The 12,462-nt window shown below is 70.1% G+C and carries 9 protein-coding genes and 1 pseudogene; 7 read left to right on the top strand and 3 right to left on the bottom strand.

What is annotated here, in order from left to right:
• The coding region (locus BJF83_RS13695) for a GNAT family N-acetyltransferase (RefSeq protein WP_262391534.1) at positions 1–319 on the top strand (319 nt) is incomplete at its 5' end.
• 122 nt (positions 320–441) lie between these two features.
• On the opposite strand, the gene BJF83_RS26775 is transcribed toward BJF83_RS13695, so the two are convergent.
• On the bottom strand, positions 442–672 hold the full coding sequence (locus BJF83_RS26775; protein ID WP_158070369.1) for a hypothetical protein: 231 nt from the start codon (positions 670–672) through the stop codon (positions 442–444).
• Positions 673–771: 99 nt separating this feature from the next.
• Positions 772–1,567 (bottom strand): IS5 family transposase gene (locus BJF83_RS13690; RefSeq protein ID WP_143831884.1). Its coding sequence is split into 2 segments (ribosomal slippage): positions 772–1,237 and positions 1,236–1,567, totalling 798 coding nucleotides; the frame shifts between segments, so codons are not numbered across the junction.
• Between the two features lie 75 nt (positions 1,568–1,642).
• On the opposite strand from BJF83_RS13690, the pseudogene BJF83_RS29145 reads away from it, so the two are divergent.
• The 5 genes and pseudogenes from BJF83_RS29145 to BJF83_RS13665 all read left to right on the top strand — a co-directional run.
• A pseudogene (locus tag BJF83_RS29145) lies at positions 1,643–4,216 on the top strand (type I polyketide synthase); the annotation flags it as partial.
• 731 nt (positions 4,217–4,947) lie between these two features.
• Positions 4,948–7,599: an SDR family oxidoreductase gene (locus BJF83_RS29140; protein WP_262391533.1), complete on the top strand. Its 2,652-nt coding sequence runs from the start codon at positions 4,948–4,950 to the stop codon at positions 7,597–7,599.
• On the top strand, positions 7,599–8,075 hold the full coding sequence (locus BJF83_RS13675) for a thioesterase family protein (protein ID WP_075926605.1): 477 nt from the start codon (positions 7,599–7,601) through the stop codon (positions 8,073–8,075). The genes BJF83_RS29140 and BJF83_RS13675 overlap by 1 nt, the downstream gene beginning before the upstream one ends.
• Position 8,076: 1 nt before the next feature.
• Complete coding sequence (locus tag BJF83_RS13670) at positions 8,077–8,595, top strand: flavin reductase family protein (RefSeq protein WP_075926604.1); 519 nt, start codon at positions 8,077–8,079, stop codon at positions 8,593–8,595.
• Between the two features lie 20 nt (positions 8,596–8,615).
• Positions 8,616–10,214 carry an acyl-CoA carboxylase subunit beta gene (locus BJF83_RS13665; RefSeq protein WP_394329338.1) on the top strand — a complete coding sequence of 533 codons (1,599 nt, stop codon included), beginning with the start codon at positions 8,616–8,618 and terminating at the stop codon, positions 10,212–10,214.
• Here BJF83_RS13665 and BJF83_RS13660 read toward each other — a convergent pair.
• A complete protein-coding gene (locus BJF83_RS13660; RefSeq protein ID WP_262391535.1) occupies positions 10,211–10,825 on the bottom strand; it encodes a TetR/AcrR family transcriptional regulator in 615 nt (204 codons plus the stop codon). The genes BJF83_RS13665 and BJF83_RS13660 overlap by 4 nt on opposite strands.
• An 809-nt stretch (positions 10,826–11,634) precedes the next feature.
• Here BJF83_RS13660 and BJF83_RS13655 point away from each other — a divergent pair.
• Positions 11,635–12,459, top strand: a complete 825-nt coding sequence (locus tag BJF83_RS13655; protein ID WP_187347144.1) for a helix-turn-helix transcriptional regulator — start codon at positions 11,635–11,637, stop codon at positions 12,457–12,459.
• Positions 12,460–12,462: the final 3 nt, after the last annotated feature.

Genomic DNA, 12,462 nt, shown 5'->3' with positions numbered 1-12,462 from the left:
CGGCCGCGATCTGGCGCAACTTCCAGACCGGCCAGGCGGTCAGCCGTTCACTGACCGCCTACGACCACTGAACGTGTTCGGAAAGACTCGTCTAGGGTTCAAACGGATCTGGGGTGCGCGATCGCCGGACAACCGGGCCTCCGAGCGCGTCATGCTCAGGGCCGGGATGGTGGAGGAAGGACGGATCCGTCGGCACCTGTGGACCCGGGACGCCTGGCGCGACTCCATCGTCCACTCGATCCTGGACGATGAGTGGTCTCCGAGCGCACCGACACGCAAGGTAGAGGTCGCCCCGGAGCCACTGCCCCGGACCGAGTGACGGGAGGCGCGATCCAGGCACACACGACAGCCTCCACCACACCCGGCACCTGGTGCGGAATTCCCTGAAGAGTGATCAGTATGGGGCTTTCGGCCAAGAGCCTGGCGGAACACGTCACGATGTCACTGAGGCGTGTCTCTGTCCACCAAGGGCGGGATGAACTCTGCATGTTTGCTCTGAAGGTAGTCTCGGCTGGTCTGCTCGGTCGAAACCAATTCGAGCGCAGAACGGAAAGCCTGCACACGACGTTCAGCCTGATCGAGCAGTTGCCCCCAGGTCACCACCCAGATCCGGTAACGCGCGCTGTTAGTGGTCAATCCAGGGCGGGCGGGATCGCTGTACAGATTGCGCACAGCGTCATTGATATCGGTACCCACGAGCCAGAAGTCCCAGTCATGTGGTGTGCCCACAACCTCGGAATGCCCAGTGATCGCGGACGCATAGAGCTCATCTCAAAAGCCATCAGCGTGCTTGGCCAGGTGCTTGTAGCAGATGAGGATGCAGGCGATACCGAGCATGGCCAGGAAGTTGGAGGCCTTGCGCTCCCAACGCACGTTCAACCTGCGGTAGGAGCCCAGCCAGGCGATGGAGCGCTCGATCTTGTACCGGTGTCGGCCCAGGCGTCGGGAGGACTCGATGCCAGGGCGGGCCAGGCGCACTCCGATGCCGCGTTCGCGCAGCCAGCGACGCTGTTCCCGGGAGTGGTAGGCCTTGTCGCCGTGGAGCTTGGCCGGACGCCGCCGCCGGGGACCTCGCCGCGATCGCACCGCGGGGATACCTCGGACCAGGGGCTTGAGTGCTTCGATGTCGTTGACGTTGGCCGCGGAGATCGCGCAGGTCAGCGGCAGGCCCTGGTTGTCGCACAGCAGGTGGAGCTTGGAGCCGGACTTGCCCCTATCGGTGGGGTTTGGCCCCGTGTTCTCCCCCTCTCTTGGCGCGGATCGACTGGGAGTCGACGGTGGCGCGGGACCAGTCCAGCAGGGCGCGTCTGCCCAGCTCATCCAGGACTGCTTGGTGGATGCGGGGCCACAGGCCGGTCTCGGTCCAGGTCTGGAACCAGCGGTGGGCGGTGGCTCGGGTGACGCCGAACAGGCCGTCGGCCTTCTCCCAGGAGCACCCTGATGCCTGGACGAACAGCACTGTGGTCAACACGGCTCTTTGGTCCACACGGGGGCGGCCGGTCCTCGGCGCGGGAGGCAGTAGCGGCTGGACGATCTCCCAGAACCCCTCGGGCAACACATCGCTCACAACAGGTGATCATGCCAGGTTCAGGAGCACCTCGCAGGGCTTTTGAGATGATCTCATAGCAATAATCACGCTGTTATGGAATACCCGTTCTCCCGGGGCGCACAAAGGGAGAAGACATACCACCCCGTCCAACGCATGATTGGTCTGTGTTCCCTGGCGTGTGGGTCATCTTCTGAAAGCGTCTGCGGGTGGGTTATGGAAAGCACCAGAGTTGCTGTTGTAGGAATCGGTCTCTGTTATCCCGATGCGAATTCTCCAGCGGATCTGTGGGACAACGTACTGGCGGGGCGAAGGGCTTTTCGGCGCCTGCCCAGCGAACGGATGAACCTGGATGACTACTGGTCAAGGGATCCGTCCGCAGAGGACCGGTTCTACTCTGAAAAAGCCGCTGTTCTTCGCGGGTTCACGTTCGACAGGGCGCGGTATCGGGTATCCGGAAGTTCCTTCCGGGCCACGGACATGACGCACTGGCTCGCCCTCGAAACGATGTCCCGCGCCCTGGAGGACGCCGGATTCCCGGAGGGTGAGGGGCTTCCCCGAAGGTCCACGGGCGTGGTCATCGGAAACAGTCTGACCGGTGAGTTCTCGCGTGCGAACACGATGCGGCTGCGCTGGCCCTATGTGCGTCGGACGGTGGCCTCCGCCCTGCTCGACCGCGGATGGGCGGAGGAGGAGGCGGACGCCTTCCTCACCGACCTCGAGAAGTCCTACAAGTCCCCGTTCCCGCGTATCGACGAGGACACGCTCGCCGGAGGGCTGTCCAACACCATCGCGGGCCGGGTCTGCAACCACTTCGACCTCGGCGGCGGCGGGTACACGGTCGACGGAGCCTGCTCGTCGTCCCTGCTGTCGGTCTCCACGGCGGCGAACGCTCTGGCCTCGGGAGACCTGGACGCGGCCCTCGCGGGCGGAGTGGACCTGTCCATCGACCCCTTCGAGGTGATCGGGTTCGCCAAGACCGGAGCACTCGCCACCGGCGAGATGAAGGTCTATGACAAGGACTCCAACGGCTTCTGGCCCGGGGAGGGCTCCGGGGCGCTCGTGCTGATGCGCGAGGAGGACGCGATCGCCCAGGGCAAGCGTGTCTACGCCGTCATCACGGGCTGGGCGGTCTCCTCCGACGGCAGCGGCGGCATCACCCGGCCGGAGGAGAGCGGACACCGCCGGGCCCTGGAACGCGCCTACGACCGCGCCGGATACGGGATCGAGACGGTCGGCTACTTCGAGGGGCACGGTACCGGGACCGCTCTGGGCGACGCGACCGAGCTGGCCGCGCTCGGCGGGAGCAGGGCGGCGGCCGCTCCCGCCGGACCTTCGGCGGCGCTCGGCTCGATCAAGGCCAACATCGGCCACACCAAGGCCGCGGCGGGCGTCGCGGGCCTGATCAAGGCGATTCTCGCCGTGTACCACCGGGTCATCCCGCCCGCCACCGGTCACCACGACCCCCACCCGAGCCTGGAGGAGGAGTCGGCGCCCCTGCGGGTACCCGACCGGGCACTGCCCTGGCCGGAGGACCGCCCCGTACGCGCCGGTGTCTCGGCGATGGGCTTTGGCGGGGTCAACACGCACATCACCGTCGAGTCGTCTCCCGGCCGTTCGAGCGCGGGCGTGACGGCCCGTGTCCGCGAGTTGGTGTCCGGGAGGCAGGACGCCGAGCTGTTGGTCGTGGACGCCGGTGACCTCTCCGGAGTACGTCGACGCCTGGCGGAGCTCGCCGACGTCCTGCCCAGACTCTCCTACGCCGAACTCACCGACCTGGCGGCCGCGCTCGCCGCCGAGAGCGCCGGGGGCCTCGCCCGCGCCGCCGTGGTCGCGTCCTCGCCCGAGGCGGCCGCACACGCGGTGACCGCCCTCATCGAACGGATCGACGCAGGAGACGAGGAGGTCGTCGCCCCGGCCAAGGGGATGTTCCTCGCCCACCGCGGCACGCCGCCCAGCATCCGCTACCTCTTTCCCGGCCAGGGGTCGGGAAGCGGCCGTACCGGAGCGTTCCGGCGCCGCTTCGCCCGGGCCGAGGAGGTCCTGGCCTCGGCCGGGCTCCCGGAGGGCGGGGACCAGGTGGCCACCGAGGTCGCCCAGCCGCGCATCGTGGCCGGTTCCCTGGCCGCTCTCGCCGTCCTGGACGATATCGGGGTCGGGGCCGACGGAGCGGTCGGGCACAGCCTCGGCGAGCTGACCGCGCTGCACTGGGCGGGCGCCCTCGACGCCCCCGCCCTTCTCGACCTGGCCGCCGTCCGGGGACGCGCGATGGCGCGGACGGGGCGCGACGACGGTGCCATGGCCGGGCTGTCGGCCCCGCCGGAGCGGGTGGCGGCCCTGATCGACGGCGAGGCCGACGTGGTCGTCGCAGGGTACAACGGCCCCGAGCAGACGGTGGTCTCCGGCACGTCCGAGGCCGTGGAGAGGATCCGCGAGCGGGCGCTCGCCGAGGGGATCACCGCTACCCGAGTGAACGTCTCGCACGCCTTCCACTCCCCGTTCGTCGCGCCCGCGGCCGAGGTGCTGGACCGCAGGCTCGCCGAGACCGACTTCGGGCGCCTGTCCCCGGGCGTGGTCTCCACGGTGACCGGCACGGACCTGTCCACCGACACCGATCCGCGCACGCTCCTGCGGGACCAGGTCGTGCGCCCAGTGCGCTTTCACGAGGCGGTCACCCGGCTGGCGCGCGGGGCGGACCTGCTCATCGAGGCGGGGCCGGGACACATCCTCACCAGCCTGGCGGGCGCGGCCGTCCCGGACGTTCCCGCCGTCTCGGTGGACACCGACTCCGCGTCGCTGAGGCCCTTCCTCAACGCGGTGGCCGCGGCCTACGCGCTCGGTGCCCCCGTCGACGTCCGCGCGCTCTTCTCCGGGCGGCTGGTCCGCGAGTTCCCTGAGGAGTTCGAGTTCCTGGCCAGCCCGTGCGAGACCGCACCCGGCACCGGCGTCGGACGCACCGAGGGCACAACGCCCGTGGGAACCGAGACGGCCGACGCGGCCCCCTCGGGCGTCGAGACCCCCGAGGGGGCCGACACACTGGGGCTCCTGCGCGCACTCGTGGCCGAGCGGGTCGAACTCCCCGAGTCCATGGTGGGCGACGACACGCGCCCGCTGGACGACCTCCACCTGAGCTCCATCACGGTCGGACAGATCGTCAACGAGGTCACCCAGCGTCTGGGTATGCCCCCGATGGGGGCGACCTCGGGGTACGCCACGTCGAGTCTGCGTGAGCTGGCCGACACCGTCGACGCGCTGTCCCGGACCGACGACGGCAGGGCGGCGACGGGTCAGGCGCCGGGCGTGGCCCCCTGGGTCCGCGCCTTCGAGGTCGCCCACGTCGCGCCGCCGTTCCCACGGGCGCGACACCCGCCGAGCCCGACCCGGACGGCGCGGGATGGAGTGTGTACGCCTCCGCGGACCACCCCCTGGCCGAGCCGCTGCGCGAGGCGCTCTCCGGGTTCGGCGGCGGTGTCCTGCTGTGCCTGCCCTCCGACGGCGGCGCCCACCTTGCCGGGACGTTCCTCGACGCCGCCCGTGCGGTGCTGGCGGCCGGGGAGCGGACGAGGTTCGTCGTCGTCCAGGGCCGACGCGGCGCGTCGGGGGTGGCCAGGACACTGCACCAGGAGCTGCCGGGGGTGACCACCACCGTGGTCACCCTCCACGACCCCGCCCCCGACTCCCCGGAGGCGCGCGAGGAGGCGGTACGCCGGGTGGTCGCCGAGACCGCCGCCACCCCCACCTCGGCGTACGCGGAGTCCCGCCACGACACCGAGGGCCGACGCACCGTGCCGGTCCTGCGCGCCACGCTCCCCGCGGAGGCCTCCGCAGAGGAGGGCGCCGCCCCGCTCGGCCCGGACGACGTGCTGCTGGTCACCGGAGGGGGCAAGGGCATCACCGCCGAGTGCGCTCTCTCCCTGGCCACCGAGTACGGGGTCCGACTCGCTCTCCTGGGGCGCGCGGACCCGGACCAGGACGCCGAACTGGCCGCGAACCTGGAGCGCATGGTGGCAGCCGGTGTCCGCCACCGCTACGCCCGGGCCGACGTCACCCGGCAGGAGGAGGTCCAGAGCGCGGTGCGGTCCCTCCAGGAGGACCTGGGGACCGTGAGCGCGGTGCTGCACGGGGCGGGGCGCAACGAGCCCACCGCCGTGGGCGGCCTCACCGAACCGGCCTTCCTGCGCACGCTCGCGCCCAAGATCGACGGCCTCGCCGCCGTCCTCGACGCCCTCGACCCGGAGCGCCTGCGGCTGCTCGTCACGTTCGGCAGCATCATCGGCCGGGCCGGACTGCGCGGTGAGGCGCACTATTCCACCGCCAACGACTGGCTCAGCGAGATGACGGTCGAGTACGGGCGGGCGCACCCGCACACGCGGGTTCTGGCCCTGGAGTGGTCGGTGTGGTCCGGCGCGGGGATGGGGGAGCGCCTCGGCGTGGTCGAGGCCCTGATGCGGGACGGCATCACGCCCGTGTCCGCGGAGGAGGGGATCTCCGTCCTTCACCGGGTGCTGGCCGACCCCTCCGCGGGCCCCGTCCTGGTCGTCAGCGGCCGTACCGGTGGACTGCCGACACTGGCCACGGAGGAGCGCGAACTGCCCCTCGGCCGCTTCGTGGAACGGGTCCTGGTGCACTACCCGGGAGTCGAACTGGTCACCGAGGCCGAACTGTCCTCGACCGACGACCCCTACCTGGACGACCACCTGCTCGACGGCGACATGCTCTTCCCCGCCGTAATCGGCATGGAGGCGATGACCCAGGTGGCCACCGCCGTCAGCGGGCACGAGGGCCCGCCCGTGATGGAGGGGGCGCGGTTCCTGCGGCCGGCGGCCGTCCGCCCCGGGGGCAGGACCACGCTGAGGGTGGCCGCCCTGGTGCGCGACGCCCACACGGTGGAGGTCGTCATCCGCAGTGAGGAGACCGGCTACGACGCCGACCACTTCCGCGCGCTCCTGCGCTGGCCGCGCCCGGAACCGGGAGACGGTGAGGCCCGGACGGGGGAGACGGCGGCTCCGCTGCCCGCGGTACCGATCGACCCCGCCGAAATGTACGGGGACGTGCTCTTCCAGGGCAAGAGGTTCCAGCGGCTGCTCTCCTACCGCAGGGTGAGCGCCCGGCACGTGGTCGCGGAACTGTCCACGGCCACGCAGGGCGACTGGTTCGGTTCGTTCCTGCCCCAGGAACGGCTCCTGGCCGACCCGGGTGTGCGCGACGCCGCCATGCACGTCCTCCAGGCGTGCGTGCCCGACGGCACCCTCCTGCCCGAGGGCGTGGACCGGATCCTCCTGGCGCGGCCGAAGGACCAGGAGTCCGAACGCGTTCTCCTGGAGGCCCGCGAACGGTTCCAGGAGGGGGACTCCTACGTCTACGACGTGGACGTGCGGGACCCCTCAGGACGTGTGGTCGAACGCTGGGAGGGCCTGCGGCTGCGCGCCGTGCGCAGGAGCGGCGGCCCCGGTCCGTGGGTGCCCTCCCTGCTCGGGTCCCACCTGGAGAGGGAGCTGGAGGGGGCGCTCGGCGGCACCAGGGCCGTGGTCGTCGATCCCGACCCCGACTTCCGTCCAGGAGGTGGGAGCGAGGAGCGCGGGGGCAGGACCGAACTGGCGGTCGGCCGTGCGCTGAACCGTCCTGTGCGGGTGCGCCGCAGGCCGGACGGCCGACCGGAGATCCCCGGAGCGCGGGTCTCCGCCTCCCACGGTGCCGGGGTCACCCTGGCCGTCGTGGGCCAGGGGCGCCTGGCCTGCGACGTGGAGACCGTCGTCGAACGCCCCGACCAGGACTGGGAAGGGCTGCTCGGCCGGGACTCCGCGTCGGTACGGGACCTGGTCGCCAAGGAGGCGGAGGAGTCGGTCCACGTCTCGGCGACCCGGGTGTGGAGCGCCCTGGAGTGCCTGCGCAAGACGGACGACACCGGACGGGCGCTGACGTTGGAGGCGGTCCTGGAGCACGGATGGGTGGTCCTGGCGTCCGGCGGCCTGCGCGTCGCCACCTGGGTGACCACCCTCAACGGCGAACCCGACCCGGTGGTCTTCGCCGTCCTGGCCGGAGAGGAGAGCTGATGTCCGACTACTACGAGATCCGCCACACCGTCGGCTTCGAGGAGACCAACCTGGTGGGCAACGTCTACTACGTCAACTACCTGCGGTGGCAGGGGCGCTGCCGGGAGATGTTCCTCAAGGAGCGGGCCCCCGGAGTCCTGGCCGATCTGCGTGACGACCTGAAGCTGTTCACGCTGCGGGTGGACTGCGAGTTCTTCGCGGAGATCACCGCCTTCGACGAGTTGTCCGTTCGGATGAGGCTGGGGGAGCTGACCCAGACCCAGGTGGGCTTCTCCTTCGACTACATGCGGTTGGCCCCGGAGGGGGAGACGCTGGTGGCCCGCGGATCCCAGCGGATCGCCTGTATGAGGGGACCGAACACGGCCACCGTTCCCACCCGCGTCCCCGAGGAGCTGCGCACGGCCCTCGCGCCGTACGCCTCGGCCGGGGCCGGAGCGGCGGTCGGCCGGGTGCCCGAGCGAGGGGCGGTGGCCTGACGTGGTGGACCTGCGCCGGGTGATGTCCACGTTCGCGACCGGGGTCACGGTGATCACGGTCGGCGGGGACACCCCCCACGGCATGACGGCCAACGCCTTCTGCTCGGTCTCCCTCGACCCCCCGCTGGTCCTGTGCTGTGTCTCGGGGACCGCACGGCTGCACAAGGCGGTCGTCTCGCAGGGGCACTTCGCGGTGTCGGTGCTGTGCGCCGAACAGGAGGACACGGCCCGGTACTTCGCGAGCCGCACCCGGCCGGAGGGCCTGGAGCAGTTCACCTGCGTGGAGTGGTTCCCCGGGCCGAGCACGAGGGCGCCCCTGATCGCAGAGGCCCTGGGATGGATGGAGTGCGAGGTGGCGGAGGAGGTCGAGGCGGGCGACCACTCGGTGTTCGTCGGCCGCGTTCTGCACACCGCTGTGGGGACCGACCGGTCGGCGCTGCTCTTCCACGGGGGCGCCTTCCAGGGGCTGGGGCGCGGGCTGCCGACCGGTGGCCTGAACGGTCGGGTGGGATCGCGATGAGTACCTCCGAGGCCGACCTCATGCCCGTGAGCGTGCCCCGGCCCGTGCGGCCGGGGCCACCCCCGGCGCGGACGATGGCGCAGTTGCGCGCCGAACGCGACGCCCTGCGCGGGCTGACGGAGGCGGGCGATCCGACCGGGGTCGAACGTCAGCACGCCCTCGGCAAACGTACGGCGCGGGAGCGGTTGGACCTGCTCCTGGACGAGGGGTCCTTCGTGGAGCTGGGGGTGTTCCGCCGTCGCCGCGACGAGGGATCCGCCACGGAGGGCAGACGGCCGCGCACCGACGGCGTCGTCACGGGTTCGGGGACCATCGGCGGGCGGCGTGTGTTCGTCTACGCCCAGGACTTCACGATCCTGGGCGGGTCCCTGGGCGCCGAGCACGCCAGGAAGATCCACCGGGTGATGGACCTGGCCCTGGACAACGGAGCGCCGCTCATCGGGCTCAACGACAGCGGCGGGGCCCGCATCCAGGAGGGCGTGGCCTCGCTGGACGGATACGGGGGGATCTTCCGCAGGCATGTGGCCGCCTCGGGGATCATCCCCCAGATCAGTGTGATCCTTGGCCCCTGCGCCGGCGGGGCGGCCTACTCGCCCGCCTTAGCGGACTTCACCTTCATGGTCCGCGGCACGGCCAGGATGTTCCTGACCGGACCGGACGTGATCGCCGCGGTGAGCGGTGAGCGGGTGGGACCCGAGGATCTGGGCGGCGCCGACGTCCACGGACTGCGCACCGGTGTGGCGGCCGTCGTCCACGACGACGAGGAGGAGTGCCTGGAGGACGTGCGCCACCTCGTCTCCCTCCTGCCCGACAACAACCTCTCCTCCCCGCCCGACGAACCCCGTCAGGGGGACCCGGAGGAGGACCGGCGGCCCCGCCTGGCCGAGATCGTCCCGGCCGAGCCGAACCGCCCCTACGACATGCGCGAGGTCGTCGCCGAGATCGTGGACGATGGCGACCTCTTCGAGATCCACGAGGGGTGGGCACCCAACGTGCTGTGCGCCCTGGCTCGGATGGACGGAGCCGTGGTCGGGGTCGTCGGCAACCAGCCGATGGTCCTGGCGGGGGTCCTCGACAGCGACGCCGCGCAGAAGGCCGCACGCTTCGTCCGCTTCTGCGACGCCTTCAACATCCCCCTCGTGACGCTGGTGGACGTCCCCGGCTTCCTGCCGGGAACCGACCAGGAGCACGCGGGGGTGATCAGGCACGGGGCGAAGCTGCTCTACGCCTACTGCGAGGCGACGGTGCCGCGCGTCCAGGTGATCGTGCGCAAGGCCTACGGGGGCGCCTACATCGTGATGGACTCGCGGTCCATCGGCACGGACCTGTCGCTGGCCTGGCCCGGTAACGAGATCGCGGTGATGGGGGCCGAGGGCGCGGTGAACGTGGTCCACCGCAGGGAATTGCGGGCGGCGGTCGACCCGGACGCGCTTCGGACGGAGCTGGTCGCCGACTACAAGGAGCGCCTGATGCACCCCTACCGGGCCCCGGAGGAGGGTTTCGTCGACGACGTGATCGACCCCGCCGACACCCGGGTGGCGGTGCTGCGGGGGCTCGCCGTGCTGAGGGACAAGAGAAGGGAGCAGCCCAGGCGCAAACACGGCAACGTGCCGCTCTAGGTGTCGGATAGGGACGGAAGGAACCCGGAGGACGCGGTGACCGACGTGCGCGCGGCCTCCGGGCTGTCACCGCATCCCACCATCAGGGAGACGAGTTGGTCCTCGAAACAGCGGTCGGCGTCGTAGGGCGGGATGAGGTAGGAGCCGAGGTGCAGGGCGGTGAGTCCGTGCATCGCGATCCAGAGCCGGTGCGCGACCAGCTCCGGATCGGCGGGGCCGAACCGCCCGGATCCGATGCAGCGGTCCACGCACGCGGTCACGTGACGGAGCGTGTACCGGCCGTGCTGACGGTCCTCCTCCGAGAGGCTGAAGCCGGCGATCGAGCAGCCGCCGAACATGACCGGGTACAGGTGCTGGTTCCTGGACGCGTTGTCGAGGAAGGACCGGCCCATGAGGGCCAGGTCGCGGACGGGGTCGTCAGTGGCGTGGACGCTGGAGAGGCTCTCCTCCAGGCGGGCGAAGCCCTCGCGAACCATCGCGTGCACCAGTCCGCCGATGCCCGAGAAGTGGGTGTAGACGGTCATGGTGGAGCTGCCGGACTCGCGGGCGATCCTTCGGGTGGACAAGGCCTGGGGGCCCTCCGCGGAGAGGAGCCGGGCGGCCGTGTCGATCAGGGAGGTACGTAGCCGCGGATCTGCTTTGCGTGGCTCATGGAACCAATATCGGACTTCGGGAGGCCTCCAGCTACTCGTGATCAGCTTTCCTCGTCCGTACCTGGATCACGTCGCCGTGCCGGATCAGGCGCGAGAGGCACCGACGAACCGGTCATCCCGGTGTGGGATGACCGCTCCGGGCCGCGGGTGGACCCGGCGGCCACCTTTCTTGCCCTCGATTTTATCTGACTGAGAAACCAATAGTCAAACCTCGATGGGGAAGGTTGATCTTTCCCGTTTTCCTGGTGGTCTAATCTTCCTTGCCCCATGCTAGGCGAGGTTTGCCGGGATGGCTTATGTCATTTCTGTGGGGGGTGTATCGCTATCCTGCGCGTCTCACGGATCGTGGGTGGGGCGTGACTTTGTGTGTCGGATTCTTTCTCTCGCGCGGTGTCCCGGTCGAGGATACTTTTGTGTGGATTCAGTGTGTGCGTCGCAATTTTGGAGATGAGGTGCGGCGGTCATGGTGTGACGATGGGTCGGTGCCTGTTTCGAAGGGTGAGGGTGTGGTGGCGATGCGGAAACGATGGCGTGTTCGCCTGATTCCTGGGGGAGTGCGGTCCGTGACTTCCCGCACCCTTGCAGTGAATGAGGTTTTCGTGTGTTCGCCGCCACTCCCTGTTCGCCTTTTCCGGAAGTCGGATTCCGGGTTCGGTGGTGCAGAGTATTGAGATCTGATACCGCCGTGCCCTCTGGCTTGTCCCGCCACGCTGTGAGGGCTTCTGGTTGCCGATGCCCGAAGGCTGACCTCGAGTTGGGAGATAGCAGTGGAGAGTTCTGTTCGTCAAGCTGTCGCATTCATTCGTAGCCGCTATTACGAGCCCATTACCCTCAACGAGGTCGCGGCTGAGGTGTTCGTCAGCCCCTACCACTTCTCCAGGATCTTCTCGCGTGCCGTCGGCCTCACCCCGGGCCGCTACCTGACGGCGGTTCGACTGTTCGCCGCCAAACGGATGCTGCTGACCACGGACCTGACCGTCTCCGACATCGTGTGCAGCGTCGGATACAACAGTGTCGGCACCTTCACCAGCAGGTTCACCCGTGCAGTCGGTATGTCTCCGACCCAGTACCGCTCCCCCGCCGTCGCCAGACTGACGGTCGCCGCCTCCGACGACTTCGCCCGTATGCCCGACCTCGGGGACATGATCGAGGCCAATCGCGGCCGGTCCCGGACGGAGGGGCCGACCAACACCCTGCGCGGCGCCCTGGAGATCCCCTCGCAGGTGTGCGGCGCGAACGCCGTGGTGGGGGTGTTCCGCGACGCGGCCCCCCAGGGGGCACCGGTGGCCTTCGAGGCCTTCACCGCCCACGGGCGGACCGAGTTCGAGGTGGCCGGTGTGCCGAACGGCTCCTACCGCGTCATCGCCGTGGCCATGCCCCACGAGACCGAAGCGGAGAGCGGCCGGGTCCTGACGGCCAACACCCGCAGACACGTCACGATCTCCTCCGGGCTCAACACCTACGTGTCCCTGTCGGCGCGGCCGGCCGAGGAGACGGCCACCCCCATGGCCGTGACGCTCGCCGACGTCTCGTCGGTCGGCGCCGACCCCCGGCGGGCCGGCGACCTCTGCCTCCAGCCGACGGTGGCCTGAGCC

Origin of the sequence: Nocardiopsis sp. CNR-923, from assembly GCF_001942255.1 — a bacterium.
GTDB lineage: Bacteria > Actinomycetota > Actinomycetes > Streptosporangiales > Streptosporangiaceae > Nocardiopsis.
The sequence above is the reverse complement of the archived record's forward strand: the minus strand, read 5'-3'. Positions and strand labels throughout refer to the sequence as shown.